The sequence below is a fragment of the Georgenia sunbinii genome, assembly GCF_036421875.1.
Classification (GTDB): domain Bacteria; phylum Actinomycetota; class Actinomycetes; order Actinomycetales; family Actinomycetaceae; genus Georgenia_B; species Georgenia_B sunbinii.
Genome location: NZ_JAZGOL010000002.1, coordinates 648,014 through 672,562 on the forward strand (window position 1 = coordinate 648,014; position 24,549 = coordinate 672,562).

22 protein-coding genes and 4 tRNA genes are annotated in these 24,549 nt (G+C 70.3%); 21 read left to right on the forward strand and 5 right to left on the reverse strand.

The annotated features are described in order from the left end of the window. Positions 1 to 18 precede the first annotated feature (18 nt). The 8 genes from V2J52_RS07335 (at position 19) to V2J52_RS07370 (ending at position 4,019) form a co-directional block, all read left to right on the forward strand. A tRNA-Tyr gene (locus tag V2J52_RS07335) sits at positions 19 to 99 on the forward strand. Between the two features lie 136 nt (positions 100 to 235). Then, positions 236 to 308 (forward strand) — tRNA-Thr (locus V2J52_RS07340). Positions 309 to 369: 61 nt separating this feature from the next. Further along, a tRNA-Met gene (locus V2J52_RS07345) sits at positions 370 to 443 on the forward strand. Between the two features lie 34 nt (positions 444 to 477). Beyond that, positions 478 to 666: a 50S ribosomal protein L33 gene (rpmG, locus tag V2J52_RS07350; protein WP_331227013.1), complete on the forward strand. Its 189-nt coding sequence runs from the start codon at positions 478 to 480 to the stop codon at positions 664 to 666. A gap of 26 nt (positions 667 to 692) precedes the next feature. Next, positions 693 to 1,166, forward strand: coding sequence for an FAS1-like dehydratase domain-containing protein (locus V2J52_RS07355; RefSeq protein WP_331227014.1), 474 nt, complete (start codon positions 693 to 695; stop codon positions 1,164 to 1,166). Then, a complete protein-coding gene (locus V2J52_RS07360) occupies positions 1,166 to 1,579 on the forward strand; it encodes a MaoC/PaaZ C-terminal domain-containing protein (protein ID WP_331227015.1) in 414 nt (137 codons plus the stop codon). Before V2J52_RS07355 ends, V2J52_RS07360 begins: the two co-directional genes overlap by 1 nt. Next, positions 1,576 to 2,787: an MFS transporter gene (locus tag V2J52_RS07365; protein WP_331227016.1), complete on the forward strand. Its 1,212-nt coding sequence runs from the start codon at positions 1,576 to 1,578 to the stop codon at positions 2,785 to 2,787. The genes V2J52_RS07360 and V2J52_RS07365 overlap by 4 nt, the downstream gene beginning before the upstream one ends. Before the next feature lie 59 nt (positions 2,788 to 2,846). Next, complete coding sequence (locus tag V2J52_RS07370) at positions 2,847 to 4,019, forward strand: UDP-N-acetylmuramate dehydrogenase (protein ID WP_331227017.1); 1,173 nt, start codon at positions 2,847 to 2,849, stop codon at positions 4,017 to 4,019. Positions 4,020 to 4,085: 66 nt separating this feature from the next. On the opposite strand, the gene V2J52_RS07375 is transcribed toward V2J52_RS07370, so the two are convergent. After that, on the reverse strand, positions 4,086 to 5,108 hold the full coding sequence (locus tag V2J52_RS07375) for an adenosine deaminase (RefSeq protein ID WP_331227018.1): 1,023 nt from the start codon (positions 5,106 to 5,108) through the stop codon (positions 4,086 to 4,088). Between the two features lie 60 nt (positions 5,109 to 5,168). On the opposite strand from V2J52_RS07375, the gene V2J52_RS07380 reads away from it, so the two are divergent. Both V2J52_RS07380 and V2J52_RS07385 read left to right on the forward strand, forming a co-directional pair. Further along, positions 5,169 to 6,386: an aminoglycoside phosphotransferase family protein gene (locus V2J52_RS07380; protein ID WP_331227019.1), complete on the forward strand. Its 1,218-nt coding sequence runs from the start codon at positions 5,169 to 5,171 to the stop codon at positions 6,384 to 6,386. A gap of 111 nt (positions 6,387 to 6,497) precedes the next feature. After that, positions 6,498 to 6,986, forward strand: a complete 489-nt coding sequence (locus V2J52_RS07385) for a hypothetical protein (protein WP_331227020.1) — start codon at positions 6,498 to 6,500, stop codon at positions 6,984 to 6,986. A 17-nt stretch (positions 6,987 to 7,003) separates the two neighbouring features. Here the strand turns inward: V2J52_RS07385 and V2J52_RS07390 are convergent, their stop codons facing one another. The 4 genes from V2J52_RS07390 to V2J52_RS07405 form a co-directional block, all read right to left on the reverse strand. Continuing rightward, positions 7,004 to 7,666, reverse strand: a complete 663-nt coding sequence (locus V2J52_RS07390) for a hypothetical protein (RefSeq protein ID WP_331227021.1) — start codon at positions 7,664 to 7,666, stop codon at positions 7,004 to 7,006. Between the two features lie 62 nt (positions 7,667 to 7,728). Continuing rightward, positions 7,729 to 8,400, reverse strand: a complete 672-nt coding sequence (locus tag V2J52_RS07395; protein WP_331227022.1) for a response regulator transcription factor — start codon at positions 8,398 to 8,400, stop codon at positions 7,729 to 7,731. Positions 8,401 to 8,402: 2 nt separating this feature from the next. After that, positions 8,403 to 9,968, reverse strand: a complete 1,566-nt coding sequence (locus tag V2J52_RS07400) for a sensor histidine kinase (protein ID WP_331227023.1) — start codon at positions 9,966 to 9,968, stop codon at positions 8,403 to 8,405. Positions 9,969 to 10,065: 97 nt separating this feature from the next. Then, positions 10,066 to 11,292, reverse strand: coding sequence for a pyridoxal phosphate-dependent aminotransferase (locus V2J52_RS07405; RefSeq protein ID WP_331227024.1), 1,227 nt, complete (start codon positions 11,290 to 11,292; stop codon positions 10,066 to 10,068). Between the two features lie 197 nt (positions 11,293 to 11,489). Here V2J52_RS07405 and V2J52_RS07410 point away from each other — a divergent pair. From V2J52_RS07410 to rpsG, 11 genes are all read left to right on the forward strand, one after another. Next, a tRNA-Trp gene (locus tag V2J52_RS07410) sits at positions 11,490 to 11,562 on the forward strand. Positions 11,563 to 11,619: 57 nt separating this feature from the next. Continuing rightward, complete coding sequence (secE, locus tag V2J52_RS07415; RefSeq protein ID WP_331227025.1) at positions 11,620 to 11,892, forward strand: preprotein translocase subunit SecE; 273 nt, start codon at positions 11,620 to 11,622, stop codon at positions 11,890 to 11,892. Positions 11,893 to 11,942: 50 nt separating this feature from the next. Further along, the gene (gene nusG, locus V2J52_RS07420; RefSeq protein ID WP_331227026.1) at positions 11,943 to 12,695 is read left to right on the forward strand and encodes a transcription termination/antitermination protein NusG; all 753 of its coding nucleotides are present in this window, start codon (positions 11,943 to 11,945) and stop codon (positions 12,693 to 12,695) included. A gap of 89 nt (positions 12,696 to 12,784) precedes the next feature. After that, positions 12,785 to 13,216 carry a 50S ribosomal protein L11 gene (gene rplK, locus V2J52_RS07425; RefSeq protein ID WP_331227027.1) on the forward strand — a complete coding sequence of 144 codons (432 nt, stop codon included), beginning with the start codon at positions 12,785 to 12,787 and terminating at the stop codon, positions 13,214 to 13,216. A 104-nt stretch (positions 13,217 to 13,320) separates the two neighbouring features. Next, entirely contained in the window at positions 13,321 to 14,031 is a 711-nt protein-coding gene (rplA, locus tag V2J52_RS07430) for a 50S ribosomal protein L1 (RefSeq protein ID WP_331227028.1), read from the forward strand. Positions 14,032 to 14,362: 331 nt separating this feature from the next. Further along, positions 14,363 to 14,881: a 50S ribosomal protein L10 gene (gene rplJ / locus V2J52_RS07435; protein WP_331227029.1), complete on the forward strand. Its 519-nt coding sequence runs from the start codon at positions 14,363 to 14,365 to the stop codon at positions 14,879 to 14,881. Positions 14,882 to 14,958: 77 nt separating this feature from the next. Further along, a complete protein-coding gene (gene rplL / locus V2J52_RS07440) occupies positions 14,959 to 15,345 on the forward strand; it encodes a 50S ribosomal protein L7/L12 (protein WP_331227030.1) in 387 nt (128 codons plus the stop codon). Positions 15,346 to 15,781: 436 nt separating this feature from the next. Next, on the forward strand, positions 15,782 to 19,297 hold the full coding sequence (rpoB, locus tag V2J52_RS07445) for a DNA-directed RNA polymerase subunit beta (protein WP_331227031.1): 3,516 nt from the start codon (positions 15,782 to 15,784) through the stop codon (positions 19,295 to 19,297). A 91-nt stretch (positions 19,298 to 19,388) separates the two neighbouring features. Next, positions 19,389 to 23,279, forward strand: a complete 3,891-nt coding sequence (locus V2J52_RS07450) for a DNA-directed RNA polymerase subunit beta' (protein WP_331227032.1) — start codon at positions 19,389 to 19,391, stop codon at positions 23,277 to 23,279. Positions 23,280 to 23,674: 395 nt separating this feature from the next. Beyond that, entirely contained in the window at positions 23,675 to 24,049 is a 375-nt protein-coding gene (gene rpsL, locus V2J52_RS07455; protein ID WP_331227033.1) for a 30S ribosomal protein S12, read from the forward strand. Further along, complete coding sequence (gene rpsG, locus V2J52_RS07460) at positions 24,049 to 24,519, forward strand: 30S ribosomal protein S7 (RefSeq protein WP_331227034.1); 471 nt, start codon at positions 24,049 to 24,051, stop codon at positions 24,517 to 24,519. The genes rpsL and rpsG overlap by 1 nt, the downstream gene beginning before the upstream one ends. Positions 24,520 to 24,549 lie beyond the last annotated feature (30 nt).

Genomic DNA, 24,549 nt, shown 5'->3' on the forward strand with positions numbered 1-24,549 from the left:
GTCCTTCATGGACCATACGGCGGGTTGCCCGAGCGGCCAAAGGGAGCTGACTGTAAATCAGCCGCGCAAGCTACGAAGGTTCGAATCCTTCACTCGCCACGGACCGGCCCGTCACCTGAGGTGGCGGGCCGCTCGTGTCTCCGGCCTCCGGCACGCCGCTGCGCGCAGTGGTGACGAAGGCCACGTCGGACCGATTTCCTCCGGGCGGCCAGGAGCGGGTAGGCTCGTCGGCGTTGCCCCGATAGCTCAGTCGGCAGAGCGTCTCCATGGTAAGGAGAAGGTCAAGGGTTCGATTCCCTTTCGGGGCTCAGATCGACGTCGCGTCGTCCGTCACGGTAGTGTGGCGAGCCGTCCATGGCGGAGGATCATGGCGGGGTAGCTCAGGTGGTTAGAGCACACGGCTCATAATCGTGGTGTCGCGGGTTCAAGTCCCGCCCCCGCTACTGAACGACTACGGCTCCGGGTTCCGGTGCCCCGATGAACGCGAGGAAACACGTGGCCAGCAAGTCAAGCGACGTTCGCCCCAAGATCACGCTCGCCTGCGAGCAGTGCAAGGAGCGCAACTACATCACCAAGAAGAACCGTCGGAACAACCCCGACCGGCTCGAGATGAAGAAGTTCTGCCCGCGCGACAACGCTCACACGGTCCACCGCGAGACCCGCTGATCGGTCTCCTGGCCTAGGCTTGTCAGGTGACTGACAACGCCCCCCGCCCCACCAGCGTCAACCTGACGCTCGTGGGGCGTGTTTTTTCCCCGAGCGAGACCTACCGGGTCAGCGCCGCGAAGATCGCCGAGATGGCCGCGGCGACCGGCAGCGAGCATCCCGCGCACACCGACCCCGCCGCGGCGAGGGCGTTGGGCTACGACGACGTCGTCGCGCCCCCGACCTTCGCGGTGGTGCTGGCGCAGCGGGCTGAGCAGGCCTACATCGCCGACCCGGAGTCGGGTATCGACTTCTCTCGCGTCGTCCACGCCGAGGAGCGGTTCACCCACCACCGCCCGATCATCGCGGGGGACCGGCTGCGCACCACGGTGCACGTCGACTCGTTGACCGAGCGGGCCGGGATCGCGATGGTTGCCACCCGCGCCGAGATCGCCGACGAGGCCGGTGAGCCGGTCGCCACCGTCCGGTCCACGCTGGCCGTACGCGGAGAGGGACGCTGATGGCCCGCGACGAGCTCACCGTGGGTGAGGAGCTGTTCGCCCGGACCTACCCGATCGACCGTGCCCGGCTGGTCCGCTACGCGGGCGCCTCCGGGGACTTCAACCCGATCCACTACAACGAGCGCTTCGCCCGCGAGGTCGGCCTCGACGGGGTCATCGCCCACGGCATGGCCACCATGGGGCTTGCGGCGGCCGCTGTCGCCGACTGGGCGGGCGACCCGGGCGCCGTCGTCGACTACGGCGTGCGCTTCACCCGCCCGATCGTCGTGCCCGACCCGGGCAGCGTCGATGTCGAGGTCCGGGGCAAGGTCGGCGCGCTCGACGACGACGGCGTGGTGCGGGTAGACCTGACCGTCACCGTGGCGGGCAAGAGCGTGCTGGCCAAGGCGCAGGCCCGGGTCCGACGGCGGTGACCGGGGCGCGAGCCCCGGGTATCGGCCGCCGCGCGACGGTCGCGGTCCTGGTCACCTTCGCGCTCAACGGCTTCCTCTTCGCCAACTGGGTCTCCCGGCTGCCGGCCGTACGAGACCTGCTCGGGCTGGGGCCGGGCCAGATGGGGCTGCTGCTGCTCATCGGCTCCGCCGGCTCGCTGCTCGCGCTGCCGCTCACCGGCGGCGTCGCCCAGCGGTTCGGCACCGCCCGCACGGTGCTCGGTGCGAGCACGGTGTCCGCCGCGGGCTTCGGCGTCATGGTCCTCGGGCTGCACGCCGGCATCGTGGGCGTGCTCGCTGCCGGGCTGCTCCTCGCGATGGTGGGGGTTGCCGGCTGGGACGTGGCGATGAACCTCGAGGGCGGCGCCGTCGAGCACGTCGTCGAGCGCCAGATCATGCCGCGGTTCCACGCTGCCTTCTCGATGGGCACGGTGGCCGGCGCGGGCGTGGGGGCACTGACCGCGCTCGGGCACGTACCGGTGACCGTCCACCTCGCCGTCGTCGCCCTCGTCGTCGCGCTGGGGGTGGCGGTCGCCGTCCGCGGGTTCCTGCCGTTCGCCCCGGCCACAACGGCGGCCGGCCACGGTCGGCGCCGGCAGCTCGCCGCGGCGCTCGGCGGCTGGCGGGAGGGGCGCACCGTGCTGCTCGGCGTCATGGTGCTCGCCTTCGCGCTCACCGAGGGCGCCGCCAACGACTGGCTGGCGCTGAGCGTCGTCGACGGCTTCGGTACGTCCGACGCCGTCGGTGCGGTCGGCTTCGGGGTGTTCGTGACCGCGATGACCCTCATGCGGCTGGCGGGGGAGCGGCTGCTCGCCCGGTTCGGCCGGGTGCTCGTGCTGCGGGGCACCACCGTGCTCGCCCTGTGCGGCCTGCTGCTGTTCGGGCTCTCCCCGTGGCTGTGGCTCTCGCTCGCCGGCGCGGTGCTGTGGGGCCTCGGCGCGGCCCTCGGCTTCCCGGTGGGGATGAGCGCCGCCGGCGACGAGCCGCTCAAGGCGGCGATGCGGGTCTCGGTGGTCTCGACCGTCGGGTACACCGCGTTCCTCACCGGACCGCCGCTGCTCGGGCTGCTCGCCGACCACGTGGGGTATCGCCACGCGCTGCTGGCGATCGCCGTCCCGCTCGTCGTCGGCTTCTGCCTCAGCGGCGTGGCACGGCCGGCGGCAGCGCGACCGGCGCGACCGGCGGGCTGACCCAGCGCGGTGCCGGCCGGCGCGCACCCAGGTCGTCGCCGCCCGGTTAGATTGGTCCGGTGAGCACGCCCCCCACCGACGCCCGCGACCCGCGGCCCGCTGCCGCCGTCGACGCCACGACGCTGGCTCAGCTGACCACCCTGCGCGTCGGAGGGCCGACGGCGAGCCTCGTCGAGGCCGAGACCGAGCAGGACCTGATCGACGCCGTCGCGGCGGCCGACGCCGATGGCGCGCCGCTGCTGGTGCTCGGGGGCGGCTCCAACCTGCTCGCCTCGGACGACGCCTTCGACGGCGTCGTCCTGCGGGACCTGCGGCGCGGGATCAGCGGCGGCTCGGAGGGGGCGTGCGCCGGTGCCTCCATCACAGTGCCCGCCGGGCAGCCGTGGGACGAGGTGGTCGCCACCGCGGTGGCCGAGGACTGGACGGGCCTGGAGGCGCTGTCGGGCATCCCCGGCTCGACCGGGGCCACACCCGTGCAGAACGTCGGCGCCTACGGCCAGGAGGTGGCCGAGACGCTGGCCATGGTCCGGCTCTACGACCGGCTGGACCGCCGGGTGCGGACGCTGGCCGTCGGTGAGCTCGGTCTGGGCTATCGCACGAGCATCCTCAAGCGCTCCCGCACGGAGACGACCGACGCTCATGGCCGCCCCTGGGGCCCCACCGGCCGGTACGTCGTGCTGGCGGTGACCTTCCAGCTGCGGCTGGCCTCGCTGTCCGCACCGGTGCGCTACGCCGAGCTGGCGCGGGTGCTCGACGTCGAGCTGGGGACCCGCGTGCCGCAGCGAGAGGTGCGCGAGGCGGTGCTCGGGCTGCGCGGCGGCAAGGGCATGGTGCTCGACGACGCCGACCACGACACGTGGTCGGCCGGGTCGTTCTTCACCAACCCCGTGCTCACCGAGCAGCAGGCTGCCGAGCAGCTGCCCCCGGACGCCCCCCGCTTCCCGGTCGAGGACCACACCAAGATCGGCCAGATCGGGGGCGCCGCGCCGGTAGTGCCCGGCCTGGTGAAGACCTCCGCGGCGTGGCTCATCTCCCAGGCCGGCTTCGAGCGTGGCCACGGCGACCCGCGGCGGGCGTCGCTGTCGACGAAGCACGTGCTGGCGCTGACGAACCGCGGCGCCGCCTCGGCCGCGGACCTGCTGGCGCTGGCCCGCACTGTCCGCGACGGGGTCCGCGACCGGTTCGGGGTCGAGCTCGTCCCCGAACCCGTCCTCGTCGGCCTCGAGCTCTAGCGACCTCGAGCTCGAGCGACGCCGACGCTCAGCCGGTCCGGTCAGCCGGCCCGGCGGCCGGCACAGTCAGCCGGGAGCCGCGAGCCAGGCGTCGATCTCGCCGAGCCACTGGCGCTTCGACCCGTCGCCGGCGAGGCTCGCCCGGACCGAGCCACGCGCCAGCTCCGCCAGGGCGGCGTCGTCGAGCCCGTGCTCGTCACGCGCGATGGCGTACTGGTCGACGAGGCGGTCGACGAACAGCAGCGGGTCGTCGGCGCTGAGCGCGATCTGCGCCCCGGAGTCGACCAGGGCACGCAGCGGCACGTCAGCGGCGGTGGGGTACACCCCGAGCGCGACGTTGCTCGCCGGTGCCACCTCCAACGAGATGCCGGCGTCGACCACCTTCGCGAGCAGGTCGAGGTCCTCCGCGAGCCTGACGCCGTGGCCGAGCCGGGTAGGACCGAGGTGGGCGAGGACGTCACGGACGTGGTCGGGCCCCAGCAGCTCGCCGCCGTGCGGCACGCTCGCCAGGCCGGCGCGGCGGGCGATCGAGAACGCCCCGGCCCAGTCGCTGGTGGTGCCGCGCCGCTCGTCGTTGCTCAGCCCGAACCCGACGACCTCCCCGGGCCCGTCACCGGAGTGCTTGACCGCGAGCCGCGCCAGCGTGCGGGCGTCCAGCGGGTGGCGGGTGCGGGAGCCGGCGACGATGACGCCGACCTCCACGCCGGTGGCACGGCTCGACTCACGCGCCTCGTCGAGGACGATCTCCAGCGCGGGGGTGAGCCCACCGACGAAGGGGGCGTAGGAGGTCGGATCGACCTGGATCTCCAGCCGGCGGGAGCCTTCGGCCGCGTCGTCCTCGGCGGCCTCCCGCACGATGCGGCGCATCGCGGACTCGCCGCGGACGACGGCGCGCGCCGAGTCGTACAGCCGCTGGAACCGGAACCAGCCGCGCTCACTGGCCGGCACCCGCAACGCCACGCCGTCGAGCAGCGCCGGTGGCAGCCGGACCCCGGCCTCGTCGGCGAGGTCGGCGAGCGTGCTCGGGCGCATCGACCCCGTGAAGTGAAGATGCAGATGGGTCTTGGGCAGTGTTGAGAGGTCCCGCACGCCGCGAGTCTGCCATGCCTTCGGCGGTCGGTCGCCGCGCAGACGTGATGGACTGGGGCCATGGACGAGGCGCTGTCGCAGATCGAGCGGGCCGATGTCGGCCTGCTCACCGGCCCGGAGGCGGGTGAGATCCTGCAGGCGGCGCTCGCGGTCGACGGTCACGAGCTGGGGCAGTGGCGGGTGCACACCGTCCACCACCGCCCCGGTGCGGGCGTCACCGTCGGCTACACGGTGCGCGCGGCGCCCGACGGCCCGGAGGACTACCTCTGCGCGACGACGGCGCGGCTCACCGCCGCTGCCGGCGCCGGGCTGGTGCGCCTGGAGAGCGGCTCGACGGTCATCCACGTGTGGCGCCACCCGGCCGACCCGGAGCTGCCGGCGCTCGGCGCCGCGTGCTCCCCGGACCAGCTGGCCGACCGGCTCGGGCTGTCGACGAGGCCGGAGGTGGACCTGCTGGCCTACCGGCCGCTGCGCCGTGCCGTGCTGCGGGTGCGCGGCGAGCAGGTGCCCGACGGCGAGGTGTTCGTCAAGGTGGTGCGGCCGCGGGTGTTCGACGACTTCGTCGCCAGGCACCGGGTCCTCACCGACGCCGGGGTGCCCGCGCCCCGGGTGCTGCACGCCGAGGAGGGCGGGCTCGTCGTCCTCGGGGCGGGGCGCGGCACCTCGCTGGCGAACCTCCTCGCGGCGGGGCTGGACGAGCAGCAGGCCACCCAAGTGCTGGAGAACGTCGTCGCCGCGCTGGACCAGCTGCCGGCGGCGGTGCTCGACCTGCCGCGTCGGCAGGCCTGGTCCGAGCGGGCCGGCCACTACGGGCACGCCGCCAGCGTGGTGCTGCCCGAGCACGGCGAGCGGATCGCCCGGCTCGCTGAGGGAGTCACCGCGGCGCTCGAGGCCACCGACCCTGGGCCGCTGGTGCCCAGCCACGGTGACCTCTACGAGGCGAACCTGCTGATGACCGACCTCGACGTCAGTGCCGTGCTCGACGTCGACGCCGTCGGGCCGGGACGCCGCGTCGACGATCTCGCGTGCCTGCTCGCCCACGTGAGCGTGCTGCCCCACCTGGCACCGTCGACCTACCCCGGGGTGCCGGCGACCCTCGCCACCTGGACCGCGCTGTGCGAGCGGCTCGTCGACCCCGGCGCGCTGCGGGCCCGCGCCGCCGGGGTGGTGCTGTCGCTCGTCGCCGGCGCCAAGCGTGGTGGCGGTGACGGCTGGCGGCGTGACGCCGAGGGACGGCTGGCCGAGGCCGAGCGGTGGCTGCGGGCGGTCGGCAGCTGACCAGCGCAGATGAGAGGCCTCTCATCTGACCCTCCTGGTCGTCTCATCTGCCAGTGATGGCATGAGGGTTGATGCCGGCACGATGCGCGGCACACCGATACTGGAGGACAGATGAACCCGCGACGTACGTGGATCGCCACCGGGGTGCTCGGTGTCATGGGCCTGGCCGGTGCCGGCATGGCAACCGCCGCTCTCTCCCAGCCGCCGTCGGCGCAGGAGCAGCCGGGCGTCATCGTCGAGAGCGCTGCCGCAAGCACGGGGTCGGGTGTCACCACCATCGACTCGGGCGACGGCGAGAGTCCCTCGCCGAGCCCCGCGGCCACCGAGGCACCGGTCCCGCCGACGGCGCCCAGCGCGCCGACGGCGAGCCCGAGCGCCGCCCCGCAGCCCTCGCCGAGCGCCGAGGCGCCGGCGCCGGCGCCGGCACGCACCCAGCAGGCGGCGCCCCGCGCCCAGCAGACGGCCAAGCCCGCACCGAAGCAGTCCGCGAGCACCACCACCCGAGTCTCTGCGCCGAGCCCGGTGAGCGCGCAGACCCCGGTGTCCGCGGACTCACCCGACTCGCCCGACTCGCCGGAGTCCGCCGACTCCGCCGACTGACGATGAGACCGCCCTCATCACCGACTCCTCGCCGTCTCACCTGCAGCGGGTTGACTCAAGGGTATTGACGAGGTCCGCAGGAGCGGGCAGCAGACGAGGGAGAAACTGATGAGCGTTCGTAAGTCGTGGGTCGTGACCGGTGCACTGGGCGTGGCGGCGATCGCTGCCGGCTCGCTGACGTCGGCGATGGCCGGGGACGACAGCACCAGCGGTGGCCCCGGGGTGAACATCGACGCCCACGCGCAGCAGGCGGCCACGGAGAGCGAGCGCACCGCTGCCAGCGCCACGCCGACCGCCGATGCCCGGGCAACTGACCCCGCCTCGATCAGTGCGGGATCGTCGGTCACCGCGCAGACGGCGATGTCGGCGAAGAGTGCGATCTCGGCGAAGACGGCGGTCTCGCCCAACACCCCCAACAGCCCGGCCAGCGCGCAGAGCCCGCAGAGCCCGAACAGCCCGAACAGCCCCGCGAGCCCGGCCTCGCCGGCCAGCCCGAACACCCCCGACAGCCCCGCCTCGCCGGCCAGCCCGCCGAGCCCGCCGTCGCCGGCCAGCCCGAACACCCCTGACAGCCCCAACACGCCGAACAGCCCGAACAGCCCGGCCTCCGCCGACTCGGCGGACTGACCGGCAGAGCCCGCGGCACCGGGCGCTTTCGAGCATGACGCGACGACCGGCACGTGGACACACCGCGTGCCGGTCGTCGCGTCGTGCCGCACCGGGGCGCGAGGGCGGTGCTGCGTCAGCGGGTGGTGTCGACCAGCCGGTAGCCCATGCCGCGGACCGTGACGATCCGTTCGGCGCCGATCTTTTTGCGCAGGTAGCGCACGTAGACGTCGACGACGTTCGAGCCGGGGTCGAAGTCGTAGCCCCACACCCGGTCGAGCAGCTGTTCGCGGCTGAGGACCTGCCCGGGGTGGGCCAGGAAGGTCTCCGCCAGCCCGAACTCCCGGGACGAGAGCTCGACCTCGACGCCGGCGACGGTGGCGTGGCGGGTGCGCAGGTCGAGGCTGAGGTCGCCGTGCGAGAGCACCGTGGTGGCGGTGCCGCTGCTCTCCACGCGCAGCCGCAGCCGGATGCGGGCGAGCAGCTCCTCGAAGCGGAACGGTTTGGGCATGTAGTCGTCGGCGCCGCCCTCGAGGCCGGCGACGGTGTCGTCGACCGAGCTGCGGGCGGTGAGGATGATGACCGGCATGGTGGACCCGATCTCCCGGAGCCGGCGCAGTACCGAGAAGCCGTCGATGTCGGGCAAGCCGATGTCGAGCACGAGCAGCTGGAAGTCGCCGCCCTGGGCGAGGACCAGTGCCTCGCGCCCGGTGGTCACCGCGGTGGACGCGTAGCCGGCGGCTCGCAGCCCCTTGGTGATGAACGAGGAGATGCCGATCTCGTCCTCGGCGATAAGAATTTGCGACATGCCTAGGGGGCTCCCTCGTCGGTTCGGTGGGCGCCACGGGCGGCGCCGGTGTGCGGGGCGGAGCCGGCGTCGACGGCAGGCGTGGTCCCGGCGATCTCGAGGTTATCGTCGTCGACGACGATCTCGTCGTCGGGGGACTCGTCCAGCTCGGCGTCGCTGGCCGGCAGCCACAGCGTGAACCGCGCGCCGAGCCCCGGCGCGGAGTCGACCCGGACCTGCCCGCCGTGGCTCTCGGTGATGGCGGCCACGATGGACAGCCCGAGGCCGGAGCCCTCGATCTGCGACCCGGACGCCGTGGTGCCGCGGGTGAACCGCTCGAAGATGGTTGCCTGCTCGTCGACCGGGATCCCGGTGCCCTCGTCACGGACCCACAGGGCGAGCGTGCCGTCCTCGATCCGGGAGCCGATGGTGACGGTTGAGCCGGCCGGGGAGAACTTCACTGCGTTGGCGGCGAGCTGGAGCATCGCCTGGGTGATGCGCTGCGGGTCGAGGTTCGCGGTGGCCTCCACCCGCTCGTTGATCCGCCAGCGCCGCGGCCCGAGCCGGCGGGCCTGGTCGAGCACGTTGTCGAGGAGGGTCCCCACCTCGGTGCGCACCGGCTGCACGAAGCCGGGGGCATCGGCCTTGGCGAGCATGACGAGGTCGTCGGCGAGCCGGTGCATCCGGTCCAGCTCGCTCAGCGTCAGCTCCCGGGTGGCGGCCGCGTCCTGCGGGTCGCTGGGGTCCATCAGCTCGAGGTGGCCGCGGACGATGGTGATGGGGGTGCGCAGCTCGTGGCCGGCGTCGTCCAGCAGCCGGCGCTGGGAGCTGAAGGAGATCTCCAGCCGGGTGAGCATGTCGTTGAAGGTGCGCGCGAGGTCGGAGATGTCGTCGTCGCCGTCGGCCGGGATCCGGCGCGACAGGTCCGAGTCGGTGATCTGCTCGGCGGTCTCCCGCAGCGCGCGCAGCGGCCGCAGCAACCGGCCGGCGATCACCCACCCGACGACGGCCAGCACCAGCAGCGCACCGCCGGCGACGATGCCGTAGGTGACGAAGGTGCTGGTCAGCGCGCCCTGCTCCAGGCCGCGGTCGTGAGCAACGACGAGCGCGCCCGGGGGCGTGTCGCCCACCTGCACGGGGATGGCGGCGTACCGGTACTCCGCCACCGGCGTGGTGACCGACTTGAGCCAGCTCCGGTCCTGTTGCCAGGTACCGGCTACCTCGGCGACGAACTCAGGGTCGTCGGCGAGCGGCAGGCCGATATCCGCCGTCTCGAAGCGCAGGTGATCGCCGACGAAGGCGATCATGCCCTCGGTGGTGCCAGGGGCCTTGCGGCTCATCATCGTGTGGAGCAGCCGGTCGGCATCGACGAACGGCTCGCCAGTCTCGGGGTCGATACCGGTCGTCGCGAGCGTGTTGAGCTCGGCGATGGTCTGCCGCAGCTCGACGTCGATCGAGTTGTCCACCCGTTCCCGCTGGAAGTACCAGGCGGTGCCGCCGGAGGCGATCAGCGCCAGCGCCGTCATGACGAGCACGGCCGCGAGGATGCGGTCGCGGACCGTCAGTCGAAAGCGTCGCCGTGTACTCACGCCAACCAGTATCGACGCCGATCATGACAGCAGCATGAGAACGCGGACGACGACGGCGCCCGGGTGGCGCCGTCGTCGTCCGCGTTTGGTCGTGACCTCAGCCGAGGAGGCGCTGGATCCGGCCGAGCCCCTCGACGAGGTCGTCCATGCCCAGCGCGTAGCTCAGTCGCAGGTAGCCGCTGGGGCCGAAGGCCTCACCGGGCACCACCGCGACCTCCGCCTCCTCGAGGATGAGTGCCGCCAGCTCGGCCGACGTCGTCGGCGTCCGGCCGGCGAAGGTCCGGCCGAGCAGACCCTCGACGTTCGGGTAGGCGTAGAACGCCCCCCGCGGGGTCGGGACGCTGACGCCGTCGATCTCCCGCAGCATCGCGACCATGGTCTGCCGGCGCTCGTCGAAGGCGGCGCGCATGGTGTCCACCGCGGAGAGGTCACCGGCGACCGCGGCGAGCGCCGCCCGCTGGGAGACGTTCGCGACGTTCGAGGTCAGGTGGGACTGCAGGTTGGTGGCGGCCTTGATGACGTCGGCGGGGCCGATCATCCAGCCGACCCGCCAGCCGGTCATCGCATAGGTCTTGGCCACGCCGTTGAGCACGATCGAGGTGTCGACGAGCTCGGGCACGACGCGCTGGATCGGGGTGAACACGGCGTCGTCGTAGACGAGGTGCTCGTAGATCTCGTCGGTGATGACCCAGATGCCGTGCTCCAGCGCCCAACGGCCGATCGCCTCGGTCTGCTCGGCGGAGTAGACGGCGCCGGTGGGGTTGGACGGCGAGCAGAACAGCAGCACCTTGGTCCGCGGCGTGCGGGCCGCCTCGAGCTGCTCGACCGTCACGAGGTAGTCCTGGTCGCTGCCGGCGAACACCTCGACGGCGGAGCCGCCGGCCAGCGCGATGGCCTCGGGGTAGGTGGTCCAGTACGGGGCGGGCAGCAGCACCTCGTCGCCGGGGTCGATGATCGCCGCGAACGCCTGGTAGACGGCCTGCTTGCCGCCGTTGGTCACGAGCACCGCGTTCGGGTCGACGGCGTAGCCGGAGTCACGCAGCGTCTTGGCAGCGATGGCCTCGCGCAGCACCGGCAGCCCCTTGGCGGGGGAGTAGCGGTGGTTGACGGGGTCGGCGGCCGCGGCGATGGCGGCGTCGACGATGTATCCCGGCGTCGGGAAGTCGGGCTCGCCGGCGCCGAAGCCGATGACCGGGCGGCCGGCAGCCTTGAGGGCCTTGGCCTTCGCGTCCACCGCCAGCGTCGCCGACTCGGAGATCGCAGCCAGCCGGGCAGAGACCCGGGTCGCGGAGGGATTGGGGCGGGGAGTCGTTGATTCGCTCACAGGGCCTATGGTGTCACGGTGCACCGTGGCCGAACAGCGACGGTGCACCCGTGTGGACCGCCACAGGCCGCCGAGTTCGACCCAGCGCGCGCTGAGGCGTACACTCGACGACTGGTGGTTGACATCCGCCAGGCTCGACCGTGCTCTCCCGCTCATCCAGGGGTGGCGCACGTGGGCCAGGCGGGCAAGATCCCCGAAGGGCAGTGGCGCAATTGGTAGCGCACCGGTCTCCAAAACCGGCGGTTGTGGGTTCGAGTCCCTCCTGCCCTGCAGAACGGCGTCGAATCTCGACGCCCGTGATCACCCGAGAGCAGTGAGGAAAACCTAGTGAGCGAGTCCGCGAGCGCGACATCGGGCAGCCCCGAGCGCGCAGGCCGGTCGGCCAAGTCCGGCGGGACCAAGAAGCGTGGCCTCTTCGCGAGGATCGTGCTGTTCGTCAAGCAGGTGATCGGCGAGCTGAAGAAGGTCGTTCGCCCGACCCGCTCCGAGCTGTTCACGTTCTTTGTCGTGGTCATTGTGTTCGTGCTCGCGATCATGGCCTATGTCGGGGTCATCGACCTCGGCATCAAGGCGCTCGTGGACCTCGTCTTCGGCGCCTGAGCCCTCGCACGCACTGAACACTGAATTACGACCCAGAAAGTTGGTGACCCGTGGCTGAGGAGACTGACCAGCCCACGGTCTCGGAAGAGGCCATCGAGCAGACCGATGAGACGCAGGCGGCCGAGCAGGCCGCCGCCGAGGCTGCCGAGGTCGAGCAGACCGACGAGGTCGAGGTCGAGGAGACCGTCGAGGAGCCCGTCGACCCGGAGGAGGAGTTCCGGCGCGAGCTGCGGGTCCTGCCGGGCGAGTGGTACGTCATCCACTCCTACGCGGGCTACGAGAAGCGTGTGAAGGCCAACCTGGAGAACCGCATCCAGAGCCTGAACATGGAGGACTACATCTACGGCGTCGAGGTCCCGATGGAGGACGTCGTCGAGATCAAGAACGCTCAGCGCAAGGTCGTCAACCGGGTCCGTATCCCGGGCTACGTGCTCGTGCGGATGGACCTGACCGACGAGTCGTGGGGCGCCGTGCGCCACACCCCCGGGGTCACCGGGTTCGTCGGCCACACCCACTCCCCGGTGCCGCTGACGGAGGACGAGGTCTTCTCGATGCTCGCGCCGACGCTCGCCGTCAAGGAGACTCCCGGGTCCGAGAGCCGCGGTGGCGCCGCACCGGCCACGCCGATCGAGGTCGAGTTCACCGTGGGCGAGTCGGTCACCGTCACCGACGGCCCGTTCGAGACGCTGCCGGCGACCATCTCCGAGATCACCCCCGAGTCGCAGAAGCTCCAGGTGCTCGTGTCGATCTTCGGCCGGGAGACCCCGGTCGAGCTGTCGTTCTCGCAGGTCGCCAAGATCTGAGGAACGCACCACCGGCGCACGCCATCGCTGCGCCGGCCCGTTAGTCGGGTGCCGGCGGTCACCGGTGCCCAGGAACCGAAGGACCCGATATGCCCCCCAAGAAGAAGGTCGCAGGCCTGATCAAGCTCCAGATCCAGGCCGGTGCCGCGACCCCCGCGCCGCCGATCGGCCCCGCGCTCGGTCAGCACGGCGTCAACATCATGGAGTTCTGCAAGGCGTACAACGCCGCGACCGAGTCGCAGCGCGGCAACGTCGTGCCGGTGGAGATCACGGTCTACGAGGACCGCTCCTTCACCTTCATCACCAAGACCCCGCCCGCCGCTGAGCTGATCAAGAAGGCCGCCGGCGTCGCCAAGGGGTCCGGCACCCCGCACACCGACAAGGTCGCGTCGCTCACCGGGGCTCAGGTCCGCGAGATCGCCGAGTCCAAGATGGTCGACCTCAACGCCAACGATGTCGACGCCGCGGCGAAGATCATCGCCGGCACCGCCCGCTCGATGGGCATCACGGTCTCTGACTGACCCCGGGCGCCACCCGGCGTCCACCCGTTCCCGGCACCCAGGTGCCAGTGGCAGGGTCCGCGCGGACCCGCAGACCACAACTGCTCTACTCGAGGAGAAGCAGCATGACCACGCGTAGCAAGAACTACAACAAGGCCGACGAGCAGATCGACCGCTCGGAGGTTTACGCCCCGCTCGCCGCGGTGCAGCTGGCCAAGTCCGGCGCGTCGACCAAGTTCGACTCGACCGTCGAGGTCGCGTTCCGGCTCGGCGTCGACCCCCGCAAGGCCGACCAGATGGTGCGCGGCACCGTCAGCCTGCCGCACGGCACCGGCAAGACCGCCCGTGTGCTCGTCTTCGCCACTGGTGACCGGGCCGCCCAGGCCGAGGCCGCTGGCGCCGACGAGGTCGGTGGCGACGAGCTCATCGAGAAGGTCGCCGCGGGCTACACCGACTTCGATGCCGCTGTCGCCACGCCGGACCTCATGGGCAAGGTCGGCCGCCTCGGCCGCGTGCTCGGTCCCCGTGGCCTCATGCCGAACCCGAAGACCGGCACCGTGACCATGGATGTCGCGAAGGCCGTCTCGGAGATCAAGGGCGGGCGGATCGAGTTTCGCGTCGACAAGAACTCCAACCTGCACTTCATCATCGGCAAGGTCTCGTTCACCGACGAGCAGCTGGTCGAGAACTACGCCGCCGCGCTGGACGAGGTGCTGCGGCTCAAGCCGGCCTCTTCCAAGGGGCGCTACATCTCCAAGGCCACCATGGCCACGACGATGGGCCCGGGCGTCCCGCTGGACGCCTCGTTGACCCGGAACTTCCTCGGCGAGAGCTGAGCCCCGCGGCCCAGCCGCAACCCACGTCCTGATCGCCCCCGGCCACCACGGCCGGGGGCGATCGGCATCTCCCGGCGGAGTGAGCCTCGGCACAGAGCGGCCGGAGCGGCCCTGCGGGTTTGGTGCTGGGCCACGTCACCCGCTATCCTGGCTGCTGCCCAAGACCGCAGGTCGCCCGTCGCCATGACGGGGCCAAGTCCGCGAACAGCGGAGCCAGCGCAGGTGAGTGACGAGTTCTCGATCTGATCGTGAGCCCCGTGCTTCCTGCGCGGGGCTCTTTTTGTTGCTCACGGCGGAGGAATCGACCGGCGGCACGATCGGAAGGAGGGCCATGGCGAGGCCTGACAAGGTGGCAACGGTCGCCGAGCTCACGAAGCAGCTTCGTGAGTCGAGCGCCGTCATGCTCACCGAGTACCGCGGGCTCAGCGTCGGTCAGCTCAAGGAGCTGCGACGCTCGCTCGCTGCGAACGCCAGCTATGCCGTGGTGAAGAACACGCTGACCACCATCGCGGCCAGGGAGGCGGGCCTCGACATCGAGGATCAGCTCTCCGGCCCGACGGCGATCGCCTTCGTGACGGGTGAACCGTCCGAGGCGGCCAAGGGTCTTCGCGACTTCGCCAAGGCCAACCCGCAGCTCATCATCAAGGGCGGTGTCCTCGAGGGGGCCACGCTCTCGGCCTCGGACGTCGGCAAGCTCGCCGACATCGAGAGCCGCGAGGTGCTGCTGGGCAAGGCTGCTGGCGCGTTCAAGGCAGCGCTGTTCCAGGCTGCGTACATGTTCACCGCGCCGGCCACCCAGGCTGCGCGCACCATCGAGGCCCTGCGCGAGAAGCAGGCCGCCGACGCCTGAGGCGCCGGAACGGATCCCCACCCCCTGCTCTCTGCGTAGGTAACGCAGGGCAGACCAACGTAGGAAGGAACGCCACCATGGCGAAGCTCACCACCGCCGAGCTGATCGAGGCTTTCAAGGAGCTCACCCTCATCGAGCTCTCCGAGTTCGTGAAGGAGTTCGAGGAGACCTTCGAGGTCACCGCCGCCGCTCCGGTCGCCGCTGCTGCACCGGCTGCTGCCGGTGGCGGCGCCGCTGAGGCCGAGGAGGAGAAGTCGGAGTTCGACGTCGTCCTCGCGGCCATCGGTGACAAGAAGATCCAGGTCATCAAGGAGGTCCGTGCGCTCACCAGCCTGGGCCTCAAGGAGGCCAAGGACCTCGTTGACTCGGCCCCCAAGGCCGTGCTCGAGGGTGTCGACAAGGACGCGGCCGACAAGGCCAAGGAGGCCCTCGAGGGCGCCGGCGCCACCGTCGAGATCAAGTAGTACCGCCCACTGCGGCAACGGCGGCACTGCCCGCTCACTCGGCCCGGACGCTCCTCGGAGCGTCCGGGGCGAGCTGTGNGCGTCGCCGGTGCGGCCGCGCCGGCGCCACGTGCGCGAGATCCGCGCCACACCACCGGATCGGGCCCTCGTGGCGGCTGCGCCGGTGAAGCACGCCGAAGACGTTGGTGGCGCCTGCTTCCACCGCCCGCCGTCTATGACGTATGGTGGGCCGCGAGCCGCCCGCCACAGCGCGTGCGGTGGTTGCCCACGCGACGGTGCGTTGGACTTGTCCCAGGCGCCTGTGTATGCTCATTCTTTGCGCTGACTCCTGCCTGCCCGACGCCAGATCACCCGCCTGCCTGCGTGGGTGCCCCACCGGCGTCGCGTCTCGTACCGGAAGCGCAGTGTGCAACCCATTCGCAGGGAAGGACCCCCTTTGGCTGCCTCGCGCACCCCGCTAGTTCCCACCGCTGAAGACATCGCCACCCGGATCGCGTCACGCCGGGTCTCGTTCGCCAAGATCCATGAGCCGCTCCAGGCCCCGGACCTGCTCGGTCTGCAGACCGACAACTTCGACTGGCTGCTCGGCAACCCCAAGTGGCGCGAGCGCGTCGCAGCTGCCGTGGAGGCCGGCGACACGAACGTGCCGCAGGTCTCCGGCCTCGAGGAGATCTTCGCCGAGATCTCGCCCATCGAGGACTTCGGCCAGTCGATGTCGCTCTCCTTCAAGGACCACCGCTTCGAGCCGCCGAAGTACACGGCCGAGGAGTGCAAGGAGAAGGACTTCACCTACGCGGCGCCGCTGTTCGTCACCGCGGAGTTCATCAACTACGAGACCGGCGAGATCAAGTCGCAGACGGTCTTCATGGGTGACTTCCCGCTGATGACCGAGCGCGGCACGTTCATCGTCAACGGCACCGAGCGCGTCGTCGTCTCCCAGCTGGTGCGCTCCCCGGGCGTCTACTTCGAGCAGACGCCGGACAAGACCTCCGACAAGGACGTCTTCACCACGAAGATCATCCCGTCGCGCGGCGCCTGGCTCGAGTTCGAGATCGACAAGCGCGACGCCGTCGGCATCCGTATCGACCGCAAGCGCAAGCAGTCGATCACTGTCTTCCTGCGCGCGCTGGGGATGACCGAGTCGGAGATCCGCGAGGAGTACGCGGACTACCCGGTGCTGCTCGAGACCCTCGAGAAGGACACCGTCACCACGCAGGACGAGGCGCTGCTCGACATCTACCGCAAGGTGCGCCCGGGCGAGCCGCCGACGGTCGAGGCCGGTCGTAACCTCCTCGACAACTACTACTTCAACGCCAAGCGGTACGACCTCGCGAAGGTCGGTCGCTACAAGATCAACAAGAAGCTCGGCACCACGGGTGACCTGAGCGACTCGGTGCTCGGCGTCGACGACATCAAGGCCGCGGTCCGCTACATCCTCGCGCTCCACAAGGGCGAGACGGAGTACACCTTCGAGCGTGACGGCGAGCAGGTCACCGTGCGCGTCGAGGTCGACGACATCGACCACTTCGGCAACCGCCGCATCCGTGCGGTCGGCGAGCTCATCCAGAACCAGGTCCGTACCGGCCTGTCCCGGATGGAGCGGGTCGTGCGCGAGCGGATGACCACGCAGGACGTCGAGGCGATCACGCCGCAGACGCTGATCAACATCCGCCCGGTCGTCGCCTCCATCAAGGAGTTCTTCGGCACCTCCCAGCTGTCGCAGTTCATGGACCAGAACAACCCGCTGGCCGGACTGACGCACAAGCGCCGCCTCTCGGCCCTCGGCCCGGGCGGGCTCTCCCGTGACCGGGCGAGCATGGAGGTCCGCGACGTCCACCCGTCGCACTACGGCCGGATGTGCCCGATCGAGACCCCTGAGGGCCCGAACATCGGCCTCATCGGCTCGCTCGCCACCTTCGCGCGGATCAACCCGTTCGGCTTCATCGAGACCCCCTACCGTCGCGTCGTCGACGGCCAGGTGACCGACGAGGTCGACTACCTCACCGCTGACGACGAGGACCGCCACACCATCGCCCAGGCGAACGCCAAGCTGGCCGATGACGGCAGCTTCGCCGAGACCACGGTGCTCGTCCGCACCCGCGGCGGCGGCGGCGAGGTCGCGCAGGTCGCGCACGAGGACATCGACTACATGGACGTCTCGGCCCGGCAGATGGTCTCCGTCGCCACCGCGATGATCCCGTTCCTCGAGCACGACGACGCCAACCGTGCGCTCATGGGCGCCAACATGCAGCGCCAGGCGGTCCCGCTGGTGCGCAGCGAGGCCCCGCTCGTGGGCACCGGGATGGAGCGGCGCGCTGCCGTCGACGCCGGCGACGTCATCACGGCCGACAAGGCCGGTGTCGTCTCCGAGGTCTCGGCCGACGCCATCCACGTCGTGGCCGACGACGGCTCGAACCAGCTCTACCGCGTCGCGAAGTTCCGCCGCTCCAACCAGGGCACCGCCTACAACCAGCGCGTGCTGGTCGACGAGGGCGATCGCGTCGAGATCGGCTCTGCACTGGCTGACGGTCCGGCGACCGACGAGGGCGAGCTCGCGCTCGGCAAGAACCTGCTCGTCGCGTTCATGTCGTGGGAGGGCTACAACTACGAGGACGCGATGATCCTGTCGCAGCGCCTCGTGGCCGACGACGTCCTCACCTCGATCCACGTCGAGGAGCACGAGGTCGACGCCCGCGACACCAAGCTGGGCGCCGAGGAGATCACCCGGGACATCCCGAACGTCTCCGAAGAGGTCCTCGCGGACCTCGACGAGCGCGGCATCATCCGGATCGGCGCCGAGGTCACTGCCGGCGACATCCTCGTGGGCAAGGTCACTCCGAAGGGGGAGACCGAGCTCACCAGCGAGGAGCGCCTGCTGCGTGCGATCTTCGGTGAGAAGGCCCGTGAGGTGCGCGACACCTCGCTCAAGGTTCCTCACGGTGAGTCGGGCACGGTCATCGGCGTGCAGGAGTTCAACGCCGACGAGGACGACGAGCTGCCCGCCGGCGTCAACCAGATGGTTCGGGTGTACATCGCCCAGCGACGCAAGATCACCGACGGTGACAAGCTCGCCGGCCGTCACGGCAACAAGGGCGTCATCGCCAAGATCCTGCCGGTCGAGGACATGCCGTTCCTCGAGGACGGCACTGCGGTCGACATCATTCTCAACCCGCTGGGCGTGCCCGGCCGGATGAACGTCGGTCAGGTGCTCGAGACCCACCTCGGTTGGGTCGCCAAGCAGGGCTGGGACGCCACCGAGGCCGTGTCGGGTCCGGGGGAGTGGACCGACAACCTGCCCGAGGGTTCCCTCAAGGGAGAGCCGGGCACACCGGTCGCCACGCCGGTCTTCGACGGCATCCACGAGCAGGAGCTCACCGGGCTGCTGGGGACCACCATCCCCAACCGCGACGGCGAGCGGATGGTCGGCACCGACGGCAAGGCGCGCCTGTTCGACGGCCGCTCCGGCGAGCCGTTCCCCGAGGACGTCGCGGTCGGCTACATGTACATCCTCAAGCTCCACCACCTCGTGGACGACAAGATCCACGCGCGCTCCACCGGCCCGTACTCGATGATCACCCAGCAGCCGCTGGGTGGTAAGGCACAGTTCGGTGGCCAGCGCTTCGGTGAGATGGAGGTGTGGGCCCTGGAGGCCTACGGCGCCGCGTACGCGCTGCAGGAGCTGCTGACCATCAAGTCGGACGACATCCCCGGGCGCGTGAAGGTCTACGAGGCCATCGTCAAGGGCGAGAACATCCCCGAGCCCGGCATCCCCGAGTCCTTCAAGGTGCTCATCAAGGAGATGCAGTCGCTGTGCCTGAACGTCGAGGCGCTCGACGCGGAGGGCAACGCCATCGAGCTGCGCGACGCCGACGAGGAGGTCTACCGAGCTGCTGACGAGCTCGGCATCGACCTCTCCCGCCGTCCTGACGCGAGCAGCGTCGACGACATCTAGCGGCCGCGGCTGCCGTGGCCCCGGCCACGGCAGCCCCGCCGGCCCCATGTTTGGATTCCACACGGTGACACACCGAAGGAAGTAGGAAACCTTGCTCGACGTCAATGTCTTCGACCAGCTCCACATCGGACTGGCCACGGCATCAGAGATCCGTGGCTGGTCGCACGGTGAGGTCAAGAAGCCCGAGACGATCAACTACCGCACGCTCAAGCCTGAGAAGGACGGCCTGTTCTGCGAGCGGATCTTCGGCCCCACCCGGGACTGGGAGTGCAACTGCGGCAAGTACAAGCGCGTGCGCTACAAGGGCATCATCTGTGAGCGCTGTGGTGTCGAGGTCACCCGCTCCAAGGTGCGTCGCGAGCGGATGGGCCACATCGAGCTCGCCGCTCCCGTCACCCACATCTGGTACTTCAAGGGCGTCCCGTCACGCCTCGGCTACCTCCTCGACCTGGCGCCGAAGGACCTCGAGAAGGTCATCTACTTCGCCGCCTACATGATCACCGAGGTCGACGACGACGGCCGCCACGAGGACCTCAACAGCCTCCAGAACGAGATGGACCTCGAGAAGTCCGACGTCGAGCGCAAGCGCGACACTGACATCGAGGGCCGCGCGCAGCGCCTCGAGGCCGACCTCGCCGAGCTCGAGGCCGCCGGCTCAAAGGCCGACGCCCGCGACAAGGTCCGCAAGTCTGCTGAGCGCGAGATGGCGCAGCTGCGCCGTCGTGCTGACCAGGAGCTCGAGCGCCTCGCGGCGGTCTGGGACCGGTTCAAGAACCTCAAGGTCGGTGACCTCGAGGGCGACGAGCTGCTGTACCGCGAGCTGCAGGCCCGCTACGGCATCTACTTCAAGGGCTTCATGGGTGCCGAGGCGATCCAGCGTCGTCTGGAGACCTTCGACCTGCAGGCCGAGGCCGACTCGCTGCGCGAGACCATCGCCACCGGCACCGGTCAGCGCAAGACCCGCGCCCTCAAGCGGCTCAAGGTCGTCAACGCGTTCCTCACCACGGACAACTCGCCGCTCGGCATGGTCCTGGACGCCGTCCCGGTCATCCCGCCGGACCTGCGCCCGATGGTGCAGCTCGACGGTGGCCGGTTCGCCACCTCGGACCTCAACGACCTTTACCGCCGGGTGATCAACCGGAACAACCGCCTCAAGCGGCTGCTCGACCTCGGTGCGCCGGAGATCATCGTCAACAACGAGAAGCGGATGCTCCAGGAGGCCGTGGACTCGCTGTTCGACAACGGCCGCCGTGGCCGTCCGGTCACCGGACCGGGCAACCGGGCGCTGAAGTCGATCTCCGACATGCTCAAGGGCAAGCAGGGCCGGTTCCGGCAGAACCTGCTCGGCAAGCGTGTCGACTACTCCGGCCGAAGCGTCATCGTCGTCGGCCCGCAGCTCAAGCTGCACCAGTGCGGGCTGCCCAAGCCGATGGCCCTGGAGCTGTTCAAGCCCTTCGTGATGAAGCGCCTCGTCGACCTCAACCACGCCCAGAACATCCGGGCCGCCAAGCGCATGGTCGAGCGCTCCCGCACCCAGGTGTGGGACGTGCTCGAGGAGGTCATCACCGAGCACCCCGTGCTGCTCAACCGTGCACCCACGCTGCACCGCCTGGGCATCCAGGCCTTCGAGCCGCAGCTGGTCGAGGGCAAGGCCATCCAGCTCCACCCGCTCGTCTGCGGCGCGTTCAACGCCGACTTCGACGGTGACCAGATGGCCGTGCACCTGCCGCTGAGCGTCGAGGCGCAGGCCGAGGCCCGCATCCTCATGCTCTCGAGCAACAACATCCTCAAGCCGTCGGACGGCCGACCGGTGACCATGCCTACCCAGGACATGATCATCGGGCTGTATCACCTCACCGGTGAGCGGTCTGAGACGAAGGGTGCTGGTCGCTGGTTCTCCTCGCCCGCCGAGGCGCTCATGGCGTTTGACGCCGGTGCGCTGGACCTGGACGCGAGCGTCCACATCCGCTTCGAGCAGATCGTGCCGCCGCTGGGCCATGCTCTGCCGGAAGGCTGGGAGCCCGGTCAGCCGCTGGTGCTCGAGACGTCGCTGGGTCGCGCGTTGTTCAACGACGCGCTGCCGATCGACTACCCGTTCATCAACGAGGTCGTCGGCAAGCGTGAGCTGTCCCGGATCGTCAACGACCTCGCCGAGCGTTATCCCAAGGTCGAGGTCGCCGCGAGCCTGGACGCGCTCAAGGAGGCCGGTTTCTACTGGGCCACCCGCTCGGGCGTGACGATCGCGATCTCCGACGTCGTGACGCCGGACGAGAAGGCCGCGATCCTCGAGGGCTACGAGGTCAAGGCCGAGAAGGTCCAGCGCGAGTACGACCTCGGTCGTCGTAGCGAGGACGAGCGCCGCTCGGAGCTCATCGACATCTGGACCCAGGCGACCAACGAGGTCGACGAGGTCATGCGGGAGAACTTCCCGAAGGACAACAACATCCTGCGGATGGTCATGTCCGGTGCCCGTGGTAACTGGCACCAGGTGCGTCAGATCGCTGGTATGCGTGGCCTGGTGGCCGACCCCAAGGGCCAGATCATCCCGCGGCCGATCAAGTCGAACTACCGCGAGGGGCTGTCTGTCCTCGAGTACTTCATCGCCACCCACGGTGCTCGTAAGGGACTGGCGGACACCGCGCTGCGGACCGCTGACTCCGGGTACCTCACGCGTCGTCTCGTGGACGTCTCGCAGGACGTCATCGTCCGTGAGGACGACTGCGGCACGTCGCTGGGCCTGACCATGGCCATCGCTGAGCCCGACTCGACCGGGGCGCTGCAGCGGCTCGACACCGTCGAGACGAGCACCTACGCCCGCACCCTGGCGCAGGACGTCGCAGACGCGGACGGCACCGTCGTCGCCGAGGCGGGTGCGGACGTCGGTGACGTGCTCATCGCCAAGCTCATCGGCGCCGGCGTCACCCAGCTCAAGGTGCGCTCCGTGCTCACCTGCGAGTCCCGCGTCGGCACCTGTGCCCGCTGCTACGGCCGCTCGCTGGCCACCGGCAAGCTCGTCGACATCGGTGAGGCCGTCGGCATCGTCGCGGCGCAGTCGATCGGTGAGCCCGGCACGCAGCTGACCATGCGTACCTTCCACACCGGTGGTGCCGCCTCCGCGGAGGACATCACGCAGGGTCTGCCGCGTGTCCAGGAGCTGTTCGAGGCCCGTACCCCCAAGGGGGAGGCGCCGATCAGCGAGGCTGCCGGCCGCGTGAAGGTCGATGACAGCGAGCGCACGCGCAAGCTCGTCGTTACCCGCGACGACGGCGGGGAGGACCTGTCCTACCCCGTCTCCAAGCGGGTGCGGCTGCTGGTCGAGGACGGCGAGCACGTCGCCGTCGGGCGCCAGCTCGTCGCCGGTGCGGTCGACCCCAAGAAGGTGCTGCGGATCCAGGGCCCCCGCGCGGTGCAGAAGCACCTCGTGGACCAGGTCCAGGAGGTCTACCGCTCGCAGGGCGTGGACATCCACGACAAGCACATCGAGGTCATCGTCCGGCAGATGCTTCGCCGCGTGACGGTGCTCGACTCCGGTGACTCTCGGCTGCTGCCGGGTGAGCTGAGCGAGCGTGGCCGTTTCGAGGACGAGAACCGGCGCACCGTGGCCGAGGGCGGCATCCCCGCCTCCGGTCGTCCCGAGCTCATGGGTATCACCAAGGCGTCGCTCGCCACCGACTCGTGGCTCTCGGCCGCCTCCTTCCAGGAGACGACCAAGGTGCTGACCGAGGCGGCGATGAGCGGACGGCGTGACCCGCTGCTCGGCCTCAAGGAGAACGTCATCCTCGGTAAGCTCATCCCCGCCGGCACCGGGCTGCCCCGGTACGGCAACGTGGATGTCGAGCCGACGGACGAGGCGAAGGCTCAGGCCTTCTCCCGGCTCGGCTACAGCGAGCTCGACTTCGCCCCCGCAGGCTCGGACCCGCTCATGCTCGAGGAGCTGGACTTCGGTCCGGACTCCTTCGGCGTGGACTTCCGGGGCGCGTGACACCGGGTGGTGCGGCGGTACCCAGTGCGGTGCCGCCGCACCACGTCCGGCGTCGGCAACGTGACAGACGTCAAGTTGCCACGCTTTGACGTGAGAAACCGCGGCAGAGTACTCTGGTCGGCGGTGCCCGTGACATCGGGCCCTCGCGCGTGCTTCGGCACGGTCCGCTCCAACCAGCGAGAATCGGTTGGCACGGTGCCGATCCGAAGGGGTCAGTTGCCGCCCGCCGGCGACCGTGGCCCTTCCGGGTCTCGGCTGCAGGACGGATCGGGAGCGACACTCCCGAGCGCGGGGGCAAGGGGAAACAGGCTCGGTGCCCCGAGATGGACACCGGAGCCGGCCCCGCCGGTCAGCCGGACAGAACAACCACGAAGAACACTCGAGACGGAGATGTAGTGCCCACGATTCAGCAGCTGGTCCGCAAGGGCCGCAGCGTCAAGACCGCGGCGTCGAAGACGCCTGCCCTCAAGGGCAGCCCGCAGCGGCGCGGGGTGTGCACCCGCGTCTACACGACGACCCCGAAGAAGCCGAACTCGGCCCTGCGGAAGGTCGCCCGTGTCCGCCTCTCCAGTGGTATCGAGGTCACGGCCTACATCCCCGGTGTGGGTCACAACCTCCAGGAGCACTCCATCGTGCTCGTCCGCGGCGGTCGTGTGAAGGACCTGCCCGGCGTGCGCTACAAGATCGTTCGTGGCGCGCTCGACACCCAGGGTGTGCGTGGTCGCCAGCAGGCTCGGAGCCTTTACGGCGCCAAGAAGGAGAAGAAGTAATGCCTCGCAAGGGACCTATCGCCCCTCGGCCGCTGGTCGTCGACCCCGTTTACGGGTCGCCCGTGGTCACCCAGCTCGTCAACCGCATCCTGCGGGACGGCAAGAAGTCGACCGCCGAGCGGATCGTCTACGACGCCCTCGAGGGTGTCCGGGAGAAGACCGACAGCGACCCCGCCGTCGTCCTCAAGCGCGCGCTGGAGAACGTCCGCCCCTCGCTGGAGGTCCGCTCACGTCGTGTTGGTGGCGCCACCTACCAGGTGCCGGTCGAGGTGCGTACCCCTCGCCAGACCACCCTCGCGCTGCGCTGGCTGGTCGACTACTCCCGCGCCCGGCGCGAGAAGACCATGACCCAGCGTCTGATGAACGAGATCCTTGACGCCTCGAACGGCCTCGGTGCCGCGGTGAAGCGACGCGAGGACGTTCACAAGATGGCTGAGGCCAACCGGGCGTTCGCGCACTACCGCTGGTAGTCGCGGCTCCCACGCCGTCCGATCGAAATC

Bases quoted from the DNA above. Each gene is read 5' to 3' on its own strand.
- rpmG (WP_331227013.1), top strand. From the start codon at position 478: ATGAACGCGAGGAAACACGTGGCCAGCAAGTCAAGCGACGTTCGCCCC.
- rplA (WP_331227028.1), top strand. From the start codon at position 13,321: ATGACCACGCGTAGCAAGAACTACAACAAGGCCGACGAGCAGATCGAC.
- V2J52_RS07380 (WP_331227019.1), top strand. From the start codon at position 5,169: ATGGACGAGGCGCTGTCGCAGATCGAGCGGGCCGATGTCGGCCTGCTC.
- rplL (WP_331227030.1), top strand. From the start codon at position 14,959: ATGGCGAAGCTCACCACCGCCGAGCTGATCGAGGCTTTCAAGGAGCTC.
- rplJ (WP_331227029.1), top strand. From the start codon at position 14,363: ATGGCGAGGCCTGACAAGGTGGCAACGGTCGCCGAGCTCACGAAGCAG.
- rplK (WP_331227027.1), top strand. From the start codon at position 12,785: ATGCCCCCCAAGAAGAAGGTCGCAGGCCTGATCAAGCTCCAGATCCAG.
- V2J52_RS07360 (WP_331227015.1), top strand. From the start codon at position 1,166: ATGGCCCGCGACGAGCTCACCGTGGGTGAGGAGCTGTTCGCCCGGACC.
- V2J52_RS07385 (WP_331227020.1), top strand. From the start codon at position 6,498: ATGAACCCGCGACGTACGTGGATCGCCACCGGGGTGCTCGGTGTCATG.
- rpsG (WP_331227034.1), top strand. From the start codon at position 24,049: ATGCCTCGCAAGGGACCTATCGCCCCTCGGCCGCTGGTCGTCGACCCC.
- V2J52_RS07395 (WP_331227022.1), bottom strand. From the start codon at position 8,400: ATGTCGCAAATTCTTATCGCCGAGGACGAGATCGGCATCTCCTCGTTC.